The 17,488-nt window shown below is 68.4% G+C and carries 12 protein-coding genes; 8 read left to right on the top strand and 4 right to left on the bottom strand.

Annotated features, from left to right (window positions below; translation table 11 throughout):
- Positions 1-176 precede the first annotated feature (176 nt).
- The 3 genes from M3U25_RS09735 to M3U25_RS09725 all read left to right on the top strand — a co-directional run bounded on the left by M3U25_RS09735 (position 177) and on the right by M3U25_RS09725 (position 5,542).
- The gene (locus M3U25_RS09735; protein ID WP_355497866.1) at positions 177-3,062 is read left to right on the top strand and encodes a TonB-dependent receptor; all 2,886 of its coding nucleotides are present in this window, start codon (positions 177-179) and stop codon (positions 3,060-3,062) included.
- Positions 3,063-3,140: 78 nt separating this feature from the next.
- The gene (locus M3U25_RS09730; protein WP_355497869.1) at positions 3,141-4,979 is read left to right on the top strand and encodes a sulfotransferase; all 1,839 of its coding nucleotides are present in this window, start codon (positions 3,141-3,143) and stop codon (positions 4,977-4,979) included.
- Positions 4,976-5,542, top strand: a complete 567-nt coding sequence (locus M3U25_RS09725) for a 2OG-Fe(II) oxygenase (protein ID WP_355497872.1) — start codon at positions 4,976-4,978, stop codon at positions 5,540-5,542. Before M3U25_RS09730 ends, M3U25_RS09725 begins: the two co-directional genes overlap by 4 nt.
- A gap of 43 nt (positions 5,543-5,585) precedes the next feature.
- Here M3U25_RS09725 and M3U25_RS09720 read toward each other — a convergent pair whose 3' ends face one another.
- Positions 5,586-6,878 (bottom strand): aspartyl/asparaginyl beta-hydroxylase domain-containing protein, encoded by a 1,293-nt coding sequence (locus M3U25_RS09720; protein WP_355497875.1) that lies wholly within the window; start codon positions 6,876-6,878, stop codon positions 5,586-5,588.
- Positions 6,878-7,489 (bottom strand): TetR/AcrR family transcriptional regulator, encoded by a 612-nt coding sequence (locus M3U25_RS09715; RefSeq protein WP_209029670.1) that lies wholly within the window; start codon positions 7,487-7,489, stop codon positions 6,878-6,880. The genes M3U25_RS09720 and M3U25_RS09715 overlap by 1 nt, the downstream gene beginning before the upstream one ends.
- 139 nt (positions 7,490-7,628) lie before the next feature.
- Here M3U25_RS09715 and M3U25_RS09710 point away from each other — a divergent pair, with 139 nt between their 5' ends.
- The 3 genes from M3U25_RS09710 to M3U25_RS09700 all read left to right on the top strand — a co-directional run bounded on the left by M3U25_RS09710 (position 7,629) and on the right by M3U25_RS09700 (position 11,577).
- Positions 7,629-8,549, top strand: coding sequence for an alpha/beta fold hydrolase (locus M3U25_RS09710; protein WP_355497879.1), 921 nt, complete (start codon positions 7,629-7,631; stop codon positions 8,547-8,549).
- Positions 8,546-11,032: an acyl-CoA dehydrogenase gene (locus M3U25_RS09705; protein WP_160946445.1), complete on the top strand. Its 2,487-nt coding sequence runs from the start codon at positions 8,546-8,548 to the stop codon at positions 11,030-11,032. The genes M3U25_RS09710 and M3U25_RS09705 overlap by 4 nt, the downstream gene beginning before the upstream one ends.
- A 68-nt stretch (positions 11,033-11,100) precedes the next feature.
- Entirely contained in the window at positions 11,101-11,577 is a 477-nt protein-coding gene (locus tag M3U25_RS09700; protein WP_355497883.1) for a hotdog fold domain-containing protein, read from the top strand.
- A gap of 42 nt (positions 11,578-11,619) precedes the next feature.
- Here M3U25_RS09700 and M3U25_RS09695 read toward each other — a convergent pair whose 3' ends face one another.
- Complete coding sequence (locus tag M3U25_RS09695; RefSeq protein ID WP_010344196.1) at positions 11,620-11,973, bottom strand: DUF1304 domain-containing protein; 354 nt, start codon at positions 11,971-11,973, stop codon at positions 11,620-11,622.
- 82 nt (positions 11,974-12,055) lie between these two features.
- Positions 12,056-13,402: an MFS transporter gene (locus tag M3U25_RS09690; protein WP_355497887.1), complete on the bottom strand. Its 1,347-nt coding sequence runs from the start codon at positions 13,400-13,402 to the stop codon at positions 12,056-12,058.
- 209 nt (positions 13,403-13,611) lie between these two features.
- Between M3U25_RS09690 and M3U25_RS09685 the strand changes: the two genes are divergently transcribed.
- Positions 13,612-15,210 (top strand): choline dehydrogenase, encoded by a 1,599-nt coding sequence (locus M3U25_RS09685; protein WP_355497890.1) that lies wholly within the window; start codon positions 13,612-13,614, stop codon positions 15,208-15,210.
- Between the two features lie 373 nt (positions 15,211-15,583).
- Positions 15,584-16,936: a serine hydrolase domain-containing protein gene (locus M3U25_RS09680; RefSeq protein ID WP_355497893.1), complete on the top strand. Its 1,353-nt coding sequence runs from the start codon at positions 15,584-15,586 to the stop codon at positions 16,934-16,936.
- Positions 16,937-17,488: the final 552 nt, after the last annotated feature.

Raw genomic sequence — 17,488 nt, 5'->3', positions numbered from 1 at the left:
TTTTTTGTTGCCTGAGTTTACGTGATGCACATCACTTAAATTGCACCCTCATTAACGACTCTTTAATTTCTCTGAAGACAAAGTTAACATCGGCTCACCCCGCGGTTTTTGGCATCGCATTTTCGGCGCCTCCGCAGGAGAACTCAGCTGACATACACCTTTCGGAGAGAGAGCCAATGAATTGCAAGACCCATCGCTTGCGCGACGCGATCGCGTTCGCACTCGCTGCCGGCACCACCGCGTTGCTCAGCACCGGCGCTGCCGCGGCCCAGGACACCGCGTCCAACGATGCGTCCAAGACCCTGGACACCATCCAGGTCACCGGCTCGCGCGTTGCCCGCGTTGAAACCGAGACCGCCAGCCCGGTGGTCGTGATCGATCGCGCCGCGATCGAGCAGACCGGCAAGCTGACCCTCGGCGACCTGGTGCAGGAACTGCCGGCGATGTCCGGCGCGCCGGCCACCCCGGCGGTCAACAACGGCGGCGGCGACGGCAAGTCCTCGGTCGACCTGCGCGGCCTCGGCGACGAGCGCACCCTGCTGCTGGTCAACGGCCGTCGCGTCGTCAACAACGACGTCAACTCGATCCCCGCCAGCGCCGTGGAGCGCATCGAAGTGCTGACCAGCGGCGCCTCGGCGGTGTACGGCTCCGACGCCGTGGCCGGCGTGGTCAACTTCATCCTGCGCAAGGACTTCGAAGGCCTGGCGGTCACCCTCGATTACGGTCAGGCGACCCACCTGAGCGACGGCGCGCGCAGCGGCGGCTCGCTGACCTTCGGTCAGGTCGGCGACCGCGGCAACATCATGGTCGGCCTGAACTACAACAAGTTCGACGGCATCTCCTCGGCCAACCGCAAGTACTCCAAGGACGCGACCTACCTGTACAGCGGCGCGGTCACCGTGCTCGGCTCCAGCCGCAATCCGCGCGGCCGCATCACCGTGCCGACCGCACTGCGTCCGCAGTACGGCGGCTGCTCCACCGTCACCCTGAAGCCCGGCGCGACCGGCGCCTCGCAGGGCGATTATCGCTGCTACTCCGGCGCGACCGACTCCTTCAACTACCAGGCCACCAACCTGATCATGACACCGCAGGAGCGCACCAACGCGTTCTTCCTGGCCAACTATCAGATCACCGACAGCATCAACGCCTTCGCCCAGGTCTACCACAACAAGACCAGCTCCAACTTCGCGATCGCGCCGCTGCCGTTCGACGCCCGTGGCGACAAGGTGGTGATCTCCGCCAACAACTTCTACAACCCGTTCGGCACCAACTTCGGCGCGGACAACGGCGGCAACCAGTACAACCAGCTGCTCACCCGCTTCACCTCGCTGGGCCAGCGTCGTTCCTACTACAGCACCATCACCGACCAGGTCGTGGCCGGCCTGGAAGGCTTCGTCGGCGACAGCACCTGGAAGTGGGACGCGGCCATGAACTACGGCCACTACACCCGCGAAAACACCAGCTACGGCTACGTGTACTACGCCGGCCTGCGCGACGCGCTGGGCCCGTCGTTCCGCGACACCGATGGCGTGGTCAAGTGCGGCAGCGCCGGCGCGGTGATCGCTGGCTGCACCCCGTTGAACATCTTCAACATCAACGACCCGCAGACGGTCGCGACGCTCGGCAAGTACGAAGCGCGTCCGACCTACTCCACCACCTACCAGATGCGCAGCTTCGAAGCCAACGCCAGCGGCGAGCTGTTCTCGCTGCCGGCCGGCGCCACCCAATTGGCGGTGGGCGTGTCCTGGCGCGAGGAGTACCAGAAGAACGCGGTCGACTACATCGCCATCGCCAATGCCAACGGCAACTGCTTCATCTCGCAGGAAGCCTGCGGCACGCCGCTGAGCGGCAAGTACAACGTGAAGGAGCTGTACGCCGAACTGTACGTCCCGCTGCTGTCCGAGGTCCCGTTCGCGCATCTGCTGGCGCTGACTCTGGGCTCGCGCTACTCGGACTACAACACCTTCGGCAACACCACCAACAGCAAGGTCCAGCTGGAGTGGCGTCCGATCCAGAACCTGCTGCTGCGCGGCACGGTCGCCGAAGTGTTCCGCGCCCCGACGATCGAGAACCTGTATGCGGGCGCCAGCGGCGATGCGCCGAACTTCGCCGACCCCTGCATCGGCTACGGCCGCACCGGCACCCCGCGCGACCATGAAGCGGCGTGCGGCGCCGGCGCCGGCGCGACCGCCATCCCGGGCGCCACCGGCATCACCCCGAGCGGCATGTCGCAGACCACCGGCGTGTGGTCGGGTTCGACCGCTGCCGGTTTCGCTCTGAAGCCGGAGCAGGGCAAGTCGTTCGACTGGGGCGTGGTCTATGACCCGGAATGGCTGCCGGGCTTCTCGGCCAGCCTGGACTACTGGCGCCTGTACCTGAACGACACGATCAACCGCGCCGATGCGCAGACCGTGGCCGACATCTGCTACAGCGACAACAGCAGCCCGTTCTGCGGCTTCATCAACCGTTACTCCGACGGCCAGGTGAACTTCATCCGCGAGCCGATCGTCAACCTGGGCCGCCTGGACACCAAGGGCTGGGATCTGGCGCTGCGCTACCGTCTGCCGGACACCGCCTGGGGTAGCTACACCTTCGGCCTGGACGGCACCTACATCGCGCGCTACGACAACAAGACCAACCCGGCCGATCCGGCGGGCGTGGTGACCCATATCGCCGGCACCTACAACAAGAGCTACGGCCTGTACTCGCGTGTCCGCGGCCGCCTGTTCGTGAACTGGCAGAAGGGCGACTTGGGCGCGAGCTGGCGCGTGCGCTACGTCGGTCCGTTCGACATCGGCAGCGCCGATCCGGCGCAGAACCGCAGCGCCGACGCCGGCTATCCGAACGTGGTGGTCCCCTACGGTTCCTACTTCCTGCACAGCGTCAGCGTGAACTACGCGCTGCCGTGGTTCAATTCGAAGGTGGAAGTGGGCCTGGACAACGTGTTCGACAAGCAGCCGCCCATGCTGTATCAGAACAACGTGCTGAACGCCAACACGGACGTGAACAGCTTCGACACCGTTGGCCGCTACCTGTGGGCTCGCTACAGCATGAGCTTCTGAGTTCGCTCAGTCCGCTCCTGACGTGACGACGAGGGCCGCGCGACGCATTCGCGCGGCCCTCTTTTTTGGCAGACCGGAATGAACGCACCACAGCTGCAACACGCGATCCATCTCATCGAACAAGGCCGGGCCGACACCGCAGCAGACCTGTGCCGGCAAGCGCTGGCCACAATGCCGCACGACGCCGGCTGGCTCACGCTGCTGGCAATGGCGCTGCAACAGAGCGGCGACGTGGCCGGAGCCGCCACGCACTACGGCACCCTGACCCGTCTGCAGCCGCACGAGTCGGCGCACTGGGCCAATCTCGGCATGGCGCTGCGCACCCTTGGCGAGCATGCCAACGCCGACCAGGCCTACCGCCAGGCGCTTGCGCTGGCGCCGCAGACCTATCACTACCTGGTCGACCACGGCCTGCTGTTGTTGGACATGGGCGACATCGCGCGTGCACGGCACCGCCTGCTGGATGCGGTCGACCTGGATCCGGCGCAACCGGAAGCGCGCATCCACGCCGCCATCGCCTGCTTCGAATGCGGCGACGCGCAACGCGCCGCCGCCCTGCTCCCGCCACCAGCGCTGTGGCCACACCTGCCCGACGACCTGCGCGAGGACCTGGCCGGTGCACTGATCCAGGTCGGCAGAACCGACGAAGCCGAGGCACTGCTGTCGCAGACGCTGCACGGCCAGGCGCCGTCGCTCTCCAACCTGATCCGCCTGGCGCAACTGCACGAACGCACCAATCGCATCCCCGAGGCCGAGGCGCTGTGGCAGCAGGCGAGCGCCATCGCCGTGCAGGACGACCGGCAGACCCGCATCGACCTGCTGCAACTGCAGGCGGCGCTGGCGCTGCGCCGCAAGGACTACGCCGCTGCACGCGGCGCCAATGTCGAATTGCTGGACCTGCGGCCGCAGGTGCAGATCGAGGCCAATGCGTACTTTGCGCTGGCCGGCATCGACGACAAGCAGGGCGAGCCCGCCGCGGCGATGACCATGCTGGAGAAGGCGCATGCGCTCCAGTTCAAGCTCGCCGCCGAGACCGTGCCGGACATCGCCCACTCCGGCGAAGAACCGCTGCAGATCTCCAGCCAGTGGCTGCAGACCCCGTTCGCGACCGACACGCATGACACGGCGCCGCACAGCGACGCCTCGCCGGTGTTCATCGTCGGCTTCCCCCGCTCGGGCACCACCATGCTGGAACAGATGCTCGATGCGCATCCGCGCTACGCGTCGATGGACGAGCGCGCGATCCTGCAGCGCTGCATCGAATGGATGGAAGCGCAGGGCAAGCGCTATCCGTACGACCTGGATGCCCTGGACCACGCCCAGGTCGAGGCAATGCGCCAGGTGTACTGGGCGGAAGTCGCCAAGGTCGTGGCCCTGGCCCCAGGCCAGCAACTGGTCGACAAGAATCCGCTGAACATGTTGCGCCTGCCGGTCATCCTGCGCATGTTCCCCGCCGCGAAGATCATTCTCGCCCTGCGCCACCCCTGCGACGTGCTGTTGAGCTGCTACATGCAGAACTTCCGCTCGCCCGCCTTCATGGTGCTGTGCTCCACGCTCGAGCGCCTGGCCAAGAGCTACGTGAACGCGATGCGCTTCTGGATCCACCATCAGGCGCTACTGCAGCCGCAGCTGCTGGTCCTCAAGTACGAGGAAACGGTGGCCGATTTCCCTGCGCAGGTGCAACGCATCGGCGATTTCCTGGGCATCGACCAGGCCGGCTTCCTGGCCGATTTCGCGCAACATGCCGCACGCAAGGGCTACATCAGCACCCCCAGTTACGCGCAGGTGGTGGAACCGGTGAACCAGCGCGCGGTGGGACGCTGGCATCCCTATGCGCCCTGGCTGGCCAGTGCGCTGCCGATCCTGCAGCCGGTCGCGACACATTGGGGCTATGACCTGGAGGCGCGCGCACCATGAAAGCGCTGAGCGACTACATCCGCACCTACGACGACGCGCTACCCATCCCGTTCTGCCAGCAGTTGATCGACGGGTTCGAATCTTCCCGCACGCACCACCTGCGCAACGGCAGCACGCTCCACGCCGCGCTCGGCGAGAGCAACTGGACCGAACTGGACATCGGCAAACTGGCCGATCCGGCCTTCCTGGGCTTCTTCCTGGACAGGGTCGAGCGCTACCTGGCCCGCTATAACCAGGAGCTGGGCCTGACCCTGCCCATTCCGTACCGGCCGACCATCGACCGGCTGATCCTGAAGAAGTACCAGGTCGGCGGCACCGATCGTTTCCAGCCGCACTTCGACGCGGTCGACGCGGTCTCGGAACGCTACCTGGTGTTCCTGTGGTACCTCAACGACGTCCGCGAGGGAGGAACCACACGCTTCTGCGACCTCGACGTGGAAACCACGCCCCGCGCAGGCAGGCTGCTGATGTTCCCGCCCTACTGGATGTACCAGCACGTCGGCGAGCCGCCGGTGTCCAACGACAAGTACATCCTGTCGACCTACCTCATGTTCAAGCGCTGAGCGTCGCCACGAACTAAACGGTACGCGACGCGGCAGGCACGGCTCACACGCCGGCGCGCAGGTTGAACGCGCCGATCGTCTCCACCAGTTGCCGCAGCGCCAGCGTCTCGGCTTCGTCCAGATCCGGGTGCCAGGTGTCGAGGATCATCACCACCCGCACCCGATCGCTGTGGTTCCAGGCCTGGTGCAGGCAGGTGTCGTTGAACGTCACCAGGCGTCCGACCTCCCAGGCATGGGCGATGCCGGCCACCTCGAGCGCGCAGTCCGGCGGCACGATCAACGGCAGGTGGGTCACGACGCGCGCGTTGGTCACGCCGTAATGCGGCTTGATCGTGGTGCCGGGCGCCAGGATCGAGAACAAGACCTCCGGTGCGTGCCCATCGATCCGGGTCAACGGCACCTGCGCCAACGCGGCCGCCGTCCGCGGGCAGCGCTGCTGGTTCTCCGCGTAGGCCTGCCCGTGCCGGTAGAAGAAATACGCATCCCAGGCACCGTCGCCCCGCTGGCCGGCGAGATAGTCCTGCGGCGAGGTGCCGTTGCTGAAATCCAGGAACGGTTGCACCGACTGCCGCGACGCCAGGACCTGATGCGCCTCCTCGACGATTCCGGCGGCGGCATCCTGCAGCCGGTCGTACCAGGGGAACCGCGCGGCCCCCAGGTAGGGAGACGGATCCAGCTCCGGGATGTACAGGAAGGTCGGGTGCTGGCCATCGTCCGCCGGGCGCGGCTGCAGCCCGAGATAGATGCGCAATGCCGCCATTACCCGGCGCAGCGCGGTCTCGCCGAAGCGATCGAGCAACGGCTGGATCGCCGCGACGAACAACGCATGCCGCCCCTGATCGATCCGCTGCATCGCGGCCACCACGCGCGTCCGCAACTCGGGCGCGGTACTGGCCTGATCCAGCCAGCGTCCCCTGGCCTGCGCCGTGCGCACCGCCGCGAAGTACATCGGCAGCGCATCGTCGTGGCGCCCGAGCGCCTCCAGGCTTTCGGCATACCACAGCCGCACCAGGAAGGCGTCGGCAGCCAGCCGCAAGGCGTGCTCGAACGCGGGCACGGCCTGCGCATGCTCGCCTAGCCGGGCCAGGCAGATCGCGCTCCGGCTCCAGGCCTCCGCACTGGGTTCGGCCGCCGTCACCAGCGCCCAGGCCTCGGCGGCACGCGCGAACGCGCCGCTGTCCATCAGCAACATCGCATGTGTGCGGCGCAGCGCCAGATCGGCGGGCGCTGCGCTCAGGGCTCGCTCGCACAACGCATCGGCAGCCCGGTAGTCGCCCTCGGCCACGTGCCGATGCACGGCCTCCAGCACGTCGGCAGCAACCGGACCGCGCGCCATCAGCCGGGAATCAAGGTCACGATGACGTGCTCGACGTAGGCCTCGAAGTCCTCGCGCGCCTGCTTGGGCTGGTGCAACTGCAGCGACAGCTGCAGGAAGCCGACGTAGGCGGCATAGGCCAGCCGAGCGCGGTGTTGCGCGTCGGTCCGGCTGAGCCCGGCCTGGCGGAACGAGGCGATCAGATACTCCATGCGCCGCTGCGAGACCCGGTCGATCACCGGCCGCACCGCGGGATGGTCGAGCGCCTTCAACAGTTCGCTGTAGATGACATGCGGCTTGACCTCGTGCGCGACCAACTGGAACAGCGCGCGCAGGCGCGTGCGCGGATCCGGCACCTCTTCCAGGCTGCCGAACACCTGCTGCTGCTCGACCAGTTCCCAGCGTTCCAGCGCGGCCTGCAGCAGCGCATCGCGCGAGGGGAAGTGCCAGTAGAAGCTACCCTTGGTGACGCCCAGGCGCCGCGCCAGCGGCTCCACCGCCACCGCGCTCACGCCCTGTTCGGCGATCAGGTCCAGGGCAGCCTGCGCCCAGTCTTCGGCACTGAGCCGGTTGTTGCGGCCACCGCCGGAAGCGGCGCCGTCGTCGGAGGAAGGAGCGGGCGCGGTATTCATCCGTGGATTTAACCATACGGGGACGTCGGTTGCAGTATGTGGCCTTCGCGGGGCGGGCGCAAATGCCCGGCAGCATTGGCTTTTCGCACCCATACTGCATCGTATTGACATGCCGCGCATGGCGACCATACTATCTCGTATGGTTTCCGCACCCGCCACCGTCCCGCATGCCGCCTCGGCCACCCTCTCGGGTGCCGGCGAGTTGGCGCTGGCCGCGACCGTCACCGGTCCCGGCGAGGCCGGTTCGGTGTTGTTCGCGCATGGCTTCGGCCAGACCCGGCACGCGTGGGCGACGACCGCCGCGGCGCTGCAGGCGCACGGCTACCGCAGCGTTGCCTACGATGCGCGCGGCCATGGTGATTCCGCACGCAACCCGGCGGACCTTCCTTATCGCGGCGAGCAGTTCACCGACGACCTGATCGTGGTCGCCGGCGAGATGTCGCCGCCGCCGGTGCTGGTCGCCGCCTCGATGGGCGGGCTGTTCGGGCTGATCGCCGAATCGCGCTGGCCGGGCCTGTTCCGCGCGATGGTGCTGGTGGACATCACCCCGCGTTGGCAGCCGGCCGGAGTCGAGCGCATCCTCGCCTTCATGAGCGCGCATCCGCAGGGCTTCGCCAGCCTGGACGACGCTGGCGACGCCATTGCCGCCTACCTGCCGCAGCGCGCGCGCAAATCGCCGGAGGCGCTGCGCAGCGTGCTGCGCCAGCACACCGACGGCCGCTGGTACTGGCACTGGGATCCGCGCCTGGTCGAAGAGCTGGCGCGCGACAGCGACCAGCACCAGGGCGCGATCGCGCAGGCCGCCGCGCACGTGCAGTGTCCGCTGCTGCTGATCAGCGGCGGCCGCAGCGACCTGGTCACGCCGCAGACCATCGAAGAATTCCTGTCGCTGGTGCCGCATGCGCAGCATGCGCATCTGCCCGAGGCCACGCATATGCTGGCCGGCGACGACAACGCCGCATTTACCGCCACTGTGTTGCACTACCTGGACGCCCTGCCACCGGCCTGCGCCGGCGCATCGTCCGCCGTCACCGAGTACCTCCCCGGAGCACGCCCATGAGCATCATTGCCCCCTTCCTCGTGTTGTTGCTGGCCGGCGCGTTCGCCGCCTATCACCGCATGCGGCTCGCCGTCTGGGCCGCGTTGAGCGCCACGCTGCTGGTCGCGTGCTGGCTGCTCGGCGCCAGCCACGTCGCCACCATCGTCGCGGCCGTCGTGCTGGCGGTGATCGCGGTGCCGCTGCTGTTGCCGTTCGTGCGCAAGCCGCTGCTCACCGCACCGATGCTGAAAGTGTTCCGCAAGGTGCTGCCGCCGCTGTCGCAGACCGAGCGCATCGCCCTGGAAACCGGTTCGGTCGGTTTCGAAGGCGAACTGTTCACCGGCGATCCGGATTGGCAGAAGCTGCTGAACTATCCCAAGCCGCAGCTGACCGCCGAAGAGCAGGCCTTCCTCGATGGCCCGGTCGAAGAGCTGTGCCGGATGACCAACGACTGGGAGATCACCCACGTCCATGCCGACCTGCCGCCGGAGATCTGGAGCTTCATCAAGAAGAACAAGTTCTTCGGCATGATCATTCCGAAGGAGTACGGCGGCCTCGGCTTCTCCGCGCTGGCGCACCACAAGGTGATCCAGAAGATCGCCTCGGTCTCCAGCGTGGTCAGCTCCACCGTCGGCGTGCCCAACTCGCTGGGCCCGGGCGAACTGCTGCTGCACTACGGCTCCAAGGAGCAGAAGGACTACTACCTGCCGCGTCTGGCGGTGGGCCAGGAAGTGCCCTGCTTCGGCCTGACCGGTCCGTTCGCCGGCTCCGACGCCACCTCGATCCCCGACTACGGCATCGTCTGCAAGGGCGAGTGGAACGGCGCCAACGTGCTCGGCGTCAAGCTGACCTTCGACAAGCGCTACATCACCCTGGCCCCGGTGGCGACCCTGGTCGGCCTGGCGTTCCGCATGTACGACCCGGAAGGCCTGATCGGCGACACCAAGGACATCGGCATCACCCTGGCGCTGCTGCCGCGCGAGACCCCCGGGGTCGAGATCGGCCGCCGTCACTTCCCGCTGAACTCGCCGTTCCAGAACGGCCCGATCCATGGCCGCGAGGTGTTCATCCCGCTGAGCCAGCTGATCGGCGGCGTGGAGATGGTCGGCAAGGGCTGGAACATGCTCAACGAGTGCCTGGCCGTGGGCCGCTCGATCACCCTGCCCTCCACCGCCAGCGGCGGCGCCAAGTTCGGCGCGGTCGTCACCGGTGCGTATGCGCGCATCCGCAAGCAGTTCGGCCTGTCGGTCGGCCGCTTCGAAGGCGTGGAAGAGGCGCTGGCGCGGATCGGCGGCAAGGCCTATGCGATCAGCGCCCTGTCGCAGGCCACCGCCGCGGCGGTGGACCGCGGCGACGTGCCGTCGGTGCCGTCGGCGATCGCCAAGTATCACTGCACCACCATGAGCCGTGAGGTCATCAGCGACGTGATGGACGTGGTCGGCGGCAAGGGCATCATCCTCGGCCCGCGCAACTTCGCCGGCCGCAGCTGGCAGGCCGCGCCGATCGCGATCACCGTGGAAGGCGCCAACATCATGACCCGCAGCCTGCTGATCTTCGGCCAGGGTGCGATCCTGTGCCATCCGTGGGTGATGAAGGAAATGAAGGCCGCCGGCAACCCGGACCACAAGGCCGGCGTCGACGAGTTCGACCGCAACCTGTTCGGCCACATCGGCTTCGCCATCTCCAACGCGGTGCGTTCGCTGTGGTTCGGCCTGACCGCCGCGCGCATCGGTGCCGCGCCGGGCGATGCCTACACCCGCCGCTACTTCCGCAAGCTGGACCGCTATTCGGCGAACCTGGCGCTGATGGCCGACGTGTCGATGCTGATGCTCGGCGGCAAGCTGAAGTTCAAGGAGTCGCTGTCCGGGCGCCTGGGCGACGTGCTGAGCCACATCTACATGACCAGCGCCATGCTCAAGCGCTACCACGACGATGGCGCACCGGCCACCGACCAGCCGCTGCTGGCCTGGGCCTTCCACGACAGCGTGCACAAGATCGAGCTGGCGCTGTCGGCGGCGCTGCGCAACTTCCCGATCCGTCCGGTCGGCTGGCTGATGTGGGCGCTGATCTTCCCGTGGGGCCGCCGTGCCGAAGCGCCGGGCGACCGCCTGGGCCACCGCGTCGCCGCGCTGCTGATGACCCCCAACGAAGCCCGCGACCGCCTGGGCCAGGGCGTGTTCCTGACCCCGTGCGAGAACAACCCCGGCGGCCGCATCGCCAGCTACCTGACCAAGGCCGTGCTGGCCGAGCCGGTGGAGCGCAAGTTCCTGAAGGCGCTCAAGAGCAAGGGCATCGAGTCGCTGGACTTTGCCTCGCAGCTGGACGAGGCGGTGCGCGAAGGCGTGTTGTCTGCCGACGAGCGCCGTCAGCTGGAGGAACTGCGCGAGATCACCATGGACACGATCAGCGTCGACGACTTCGACACCGACGAGCTGCGTTCGGCGAGCTATTACCAGCGCGCCGCTGCGGCGGCCGACGACGGGCATTCGCGCGAAGCGGCCTGATCGTCCCGGCCATGCGACACCCACGACGGCGGACTTCGGTCCGCCGTCGTGCGTTTGAGGAGACAGCCATGAGCCAACTGCTTTCGCTCTATCGCCGCATGCAACGCTGGCCAGCCGGTTCCTGGCTGTTCGCGCGCGCGGTCTGCTTCAAGGCGCCCTACTTCGCCAGCATCGCGCCGCGCATCACCGTCCTGCAGCCGGGCCGCTGCGAGGCGCGCATCGCGCATCGGCGGCGGGTCAGCAACCACATCGGCACCGTGCACGCGATCGCGCTGTGCAACCTGGCGGAACTGGCCGGCGGTCTCATGGTCGACGCCAGCCTGCCGCCGTCGATGCGCTGGATCCCCAAGGGCATGCAGGTGGAATACCGCAGCAAGGCGCTCGGCCCGATGCATGCGGTGGCCACCCCGGACGTGGCGATCGTCGCCGCCGAGCGCAGCTACGACCTGCCGGTCAGCGTGGAGATCCGCGACGCACGCGAACAGGTGGTGTGTTTCGCGCGCATCGCGATGTGGGTGTCGCCACGCGCGTCGACCTCGGCCTGATCGCTGCGCCGCGTGTGCGGTGTGCGGTGTGCGGTGTGCGGCTCAGTACGCCAGCAGCACCGCGGCGATGGCCAGCGCCGCCGGCAGCGCCTGCACGAACACGATGCGGCGGCTGACGCTCCAGCCGCCGTACAGGCCGGCCACGACCACGCAGCCGAGGAAGAACAGCATCACGTCGACCCGCTGCGCGACCAGGCCCCAGGCCAGGCCGGCGGCTAGGAAGCCGTTGTAGAGCCCCTGGTTGGCCGCCAGCACGCGCGTGGCCTGCGCCTTCTCCGGGCTGTTGCGGAACACCTTCATGCCCAGCGGACGCGTCCACAGGACCATCTCCAGCACCAGGATGTACAGGTGCAGCAGCGCGACCGCGCCCACCAGGATCGAAGCCAACAGGATCATCGTGCTATCCGGCACAGGAAACAGGGCGCCAGCATAGCCAGCGTCCCGATGGGCGGCCAGTCCCCTGCTTCGCGGCGCCGCCTCAGCGCGTCGGCGGCGTGCGTTCCGGCGGCAGCTTGGCCGCCTCGCGCAGCAGCCGCCACGCGCCCAGGGTCATGCCGGAGGCGGCCAGCAGGCCCGCGACGAACACCACCTGCGAGCCGAAGCCCGACAGCAGTTTGTACAGCCAGGCGAAGCTGAGGTCGCTGCCACGGTAGATCACCGTATCGATCGCCGCGCCGGCCTTGTAGCGCCATTCGCGGCCGACCCGCGTGTACAGGGTCTCGCGGGCCGGCTTGGCCAGGGAGAACTCGCCGGCGCGGGTCATCACCTGCACCACCGCCACCAGCATCGGCAACGGCGAGACCGCCAGCACCGAATAGCCAATCAGGATCGCGCAGCCGGGGATCAGCAGCGCCGGCCCGATGCCGAAGCGCGACAGCAGCGCGCGGGTGACCAGCAGTTGCAGGACCAGGGTCAGCGCGTTCACCGCCAGGTCGATGCTGGCGTAGAAGGCGGTACTGGCCGCCGCATCGGTGTACAGGCGGCGCACGATCGCCGCCTGTTCGTTGTACAGCAAGGTGCCCACGCCCACCCCGAACACCGACATCAGGGCCAGCCAGCGCAGCAGCGGTTCGCGCGCGATCAGCTTCAGCCCGGCCAGCACGTCGCCGCCCATCGGCGCCTCGCCGCCAAGCACGCCGCGCTCGCGTTCGCGGGCGACCGCCCACAGCCGCAGGCGCAGCAGGCAGATCACGCTGACCACCAGGAAGCCGGCCGATACCAGCATCAGGTTGGCGATGCCGATGCGCTCGACCAGGCTGCTGGCGATCACCGGCCCCAGGAACGCGCCGAGCGTGCCGGCGGCGCCGATGTAGCCATAGCAGGCGCGCGCTTCGGCGTTGCTAAAGACATCGGCCATGAAGCTCCAGAACACCGCCACCGCGAACAGGTTGAATACCGAGATCCACAGGAAGAAGGCCATGCCGCGCCCGGGCACGCCACTGTCGAACAGCACGTAGAACAGCAGCAACGTGGCGATGAAGAAGCCGTACACCACCGGCAGGAACACCCGCCGCGGATAGCGGCTGACCAACGCACCGTAGACCGGCTGCAGCAACAGCATGATCAGGAAGGTGCAGGTGAACAGCACCTGCAGCGCGAACTCCTTCAGCGGCATGCCGTGCGCCGCGAAGAACGCGATCATCGCCGGCGGGAACACCGCGGCCACGTCGGCGGAGGCCCCCATGGCCTCGCGCACCGGCCGCAGCACGTAGTAGCCGCTGAGCAGCGAGAAGAAGTACAGGAACGCCCACGCCAGCGGCGGCGAATCGCGCAGGGCGCCGCGCAGCCGCGCCAGCGCGCCGGGAGCATGCGGGGTGGCGCTCATCGGCGGCGGACCCTGGCGCAGGAACGGGACATCGGCGATTTTCGGGGGCGGAAAACGCGCACGGTAGCTGATGCACCGCAACACCGCCAGCGTGCGCGCCCTCCGCCACCCGCGCCCCGCGCGCGCTGCGCCCGGCGGCGGTCCACGCCGAGCATATGCTCTATCCTCGGCGACTAGCGTCGGCGCCAGAAACTCAGGGGACACCGCGGGTGTACGACTTCATCATCATCGGCGCAGGCTCGGCCGGCTGCGTGCTCGCCAACCGCCTGAGCGAGGACCGCGACTGCAAGGTGCTGCTGATCGAGGCCGGCCCGCGCGACCGCAATCCCTTCATCCACATGCCCGCCGGCCTGGCGCGCCTGGCCAACAACCGCCGCATCAACTGGAACTATCTCACCGAGGCCGAGCCGGCCTTGAACGATCGGCGGCTGTGGTGGCCGCGCGGCAAGGTGCTGGGCGGCTCCAGTTCGATCAACGCGATGTGCTACGTGCGCGGCGTGCCCGCCGACTACGACGACTGGGCGGCCGACGGTGCCGATGGCTGGGACTGGCGCGGCGTGCTGCCCTATTTCCGCCGCAGCGAATGCAACAGCCGCGGCGGCGATGCGCTGCATGGTGGCGACGGCCCGCTGCACGTCTCCGACCTGCGCTACCACAACCCGCTCTCGGACGTGTTCGTGGCCGCGGCGCAGGAGGCGGGCTTCCCGCACAACTCCGATTTCAACGGCCCGCAGCAACAGGGCGTGGGCCTGTACCAGGTCACCCAGAAGGACGGCGCGCGCTGCTCGGCCGCGGTCGCCTACCTGGCGCCGGCGCGCGCACGGGAGAACCTGCAGGTGGTCACCGACGCGCTGGTGCTGCGCCTGCTGATCGAAGGCGGACGCGCGGTCGGCGTCGCCTATGCCCAGGGCGGCCGCGAGGTGCAGGCGCGCGCGGCGCGCGAGGTGCTGCTCAGCGCCGGCGCGGTGAACTCGCCGCAGGTGCTGATGCTCTCGGGCATCGGCCCGGCCGACGCGCTGCGCCGCCACGGCATCACGGTGCAGTTGGACCAGCCGCAGGTCGGCGCCAACCTGCAGGATCATCTGGACGTCTGCACGCTGTACCGCACCCGCCCGGGCATCAGCTACGACCGCCGCAACCAGGCCAAGATCGCCTTCGACTATTTCCTGCGCGGGCACCGTGGCGCCGGCAGCAGCAACATCGCCGAGGCCGGTGGCTTCATCCGCTCGTCGTTGGCGCCGGATGCGCGCGCCGACATCCAGTTGCACTTCGTGCCGGCCATGCTCGACGACCACGGCCGCAACCGCCTGCCCGGCGACGGCTTCACCCTGCACGCGTGCCACCTGCAGCCGCGCAGCCGCGGCCGCATCGCGCTCAACGACGCCGACCCGCGCACGCCGGCGCGGATCCAGGCCAACTACCTGAGCGATCCCGACGGCTTCGACCTGCGCATGCTGGTCGAATGCGCGCGCCTGGCGCGGCACATCCTGCGGCAGCCGGCGTTCGATGCGTGGCGCGGCGCGCCGCTGCTGCCGACGCGCGAGGACCTGGACGAGGCTGGGCTGATCGCCTTCATCCGCGCCAAGGCAGAGACCATCTATCACCCGATCGGCACCTGCCGCATGGGCAGCGACGCGCAGGCGGTGGTCGACCCGCAGCTGCGCCTGCGCGGTCTCGACGGCCTGCGCGTGGTCGATGCCTCAGTGATGCCGCGCCTGGTCAGCGGCAATACCAACGGCCCGACGATGATGATCGCCGAGCGCGCTGCCGACCTGATCCGTGGGCGTGCCGTTCTGCGGGAGGGCTGAGACGGCGGCGGGACGATGCAGGAGGTCTGCTTCGTGGGGGGCGATTGCCGATCGGCGCTAGGGCGGTTTCGCTGGTGCGGGCTGACGCACCCTCACCCCAACCCCTCTCCCGTGGGAGAGGGGCTAAGGCGGGCTTGCGCGGCACGGCGATTGCATGTCCGTGGGCATCCGCCGCAGTCCCCGCCACCGCTCCGCCGGCAGGCCTGCACACCCCCGTCCGACGCGGGAAATCCCCAGCAGGATCAAGGCGATGCCTATTCATCTTCTCCCAGTTTGTGCATTCGAGAAATCCGGCGCTAGAATCGTTGCCGGCAGCACCTCACAGGCCTCAGGCGCAATGACACAGAACAGCAGGCACCGGCTCCTTCGACCGGTGGCAACCGGGTTGCTCGGGGCATTGTTGCCCTTTGCGATGTCCTCCACCGCACAGACGCCGGCGCCCGCCCAACCGCTGCCGCCGCCGCTGCATACCGAAGCCACCCGCTATACCTCGCCGACCCAGCCGCTGCCCTACCGCGCGTCGCTGACCCAGAGCCAGGTACTGCCGCTGGCCAAGGACTTCGACGTGGCCGCGCTGGAGTCGGTCGCCGAACAATTGACCTATGGCGAGCGCGTGCCCGGTCTGGCAATGGCCATCGTGCACAACGGTCAGGTGCTCAGCGCGCGCGGCTACGGCGTGACCGACGTCAACCGTCCCGAACCGGTCGATGCGCACACCGTGTTCCGCCTGGCCTCGCTGTCCAAGGCCTTCGCCGGCACCATGGCCGGCCTGCTGGTCACCGACGGCACCCTGCGCTGGGACAGCAAGGTGGTCGACTACGTGCCCGGCTTCCAGCTCAGCGACCCGGTGGCCACGCGCCAGTTGAACGTGGCCGACCTGCTCAGCCACCGCGTCGGCCTCACCTACAACGCCTACGACCGCGACGTCGAATCCAACCTCGACTACTACACCCTCAGCCACAAGCTGGCCTATGCGCCGCTGAAATGCGCGCCGGGCGAGTGCTACGCCTACCAGAACGTCGCCTTCAGCCTGATCGGCGACGTGGTGTTCGCCGCGTCCGGCAGCTTCTACGAGCAGTCGGTGGAACGCCGCATCTTCAAGCCGTTGGGCATGAACGACGCCAGCATGGGCCTGGCCGGCATCCAGGCCAGCCCGCGCTGGGCGCGCCCGCACGTGCGCAGTCGCAACGGCTGGGTCTCGCTGACGCCCAAGCCGACCTACTACCGCCTGGCGCCGGCCGCCGGCGTCAACGCCAGCATCAGCGACATGGCGCAGTGGCTGATCGCGCAGACCGGGCATCGCCCGGACGTGCTGCCGGAGCCGCTGCTGGCGACCCTGCACGCGCCGCTGATCCTGACCCCCGGCGAGATGCGCTCGGGCTGGCGCCGCGCACGCGTCAACTCGGCCAGCTACGCGCTGGGCTGGCGCGTGTTCGACTACTCCGGCCACCAGGTGATCTTCCATGCCGGCGCGGTGCAGGGCTACCGCGGCCTGATCGCGCTGGTGCCGGAACGCGACCTCGGCGTGGCGATCCTGTGGAACGGCGAAAGCGGCCTGCCTTCGGGCCTGCTGCCGACCGTGCTCGACCGCGCGATCGGCCTGCCGGCGCAGCGCTGGCTGGACGTGGACACCGACTTCGGCAGCGACAACCTGATGGCCGAGCGTCCGGACCCGAAGGACAAGAAGGGCGCGTCCTCGTCCAAGTCGGTGGCCTCGCCGCACTGAGCGCGGCCTCCCGCAGCATCCTCGCAGCAAGGCGGCGCAAGCCGCCTTTCTGCTGTCTGCAGCGCTGATCTGCGCTGCGTTGCAATACACCCTGCTCCGTTGCAGAGACGCAGCCTTGCCCCGCTTGCGACGATGCGGTGATGCGGCGGCAGGGCCACATCGCGAAGGCGCGGGCGCGGAAGCAACAGCCGACGACCTTGCACGACGAACGTCCAGCGACTGCGTCAGCCCGACGGCAGCGGCGGTCGAAGCGCACGGTTAAAGCCACGGCAATGGCGGGCCCTGACCTCCACGATCACGCGCAGGGCGTGCACTGCGCCCTCTTGGCGTCCTCCGCGGTCCCACGTCGGATGGGCAAGGCACCCCGAATCGCCGCACGCTGCCGCTGGCGTGCTGGCGGCGTGGCTCACCGCCGCGCGAGCGCTGGGCAGCACGCACACGCAGATCGCGCCTGCTGGCCACTCTCTCCACGACGAGAAGTAGTTTGTACGACGGGCTTTACCCGGAACACCCGTCGTGGCGCTGCTCCAACAGGACAAGCGGTCCCCGGCT

The organism is Xanthomonas sp. PPL134, from assembly GCF_040595915.1.
GTDB lineage: Bacteria > Pseudomonadota > Gammaproteobacteria > Xanthomonadales > Xanthomonadaceae > Xanthomonas_A > Xanthomonas_A indica.
Note: the sequence above shows the minus strand (reverse complement) of the source record. Positions and strands in the feature narration are given on the sequence as shown.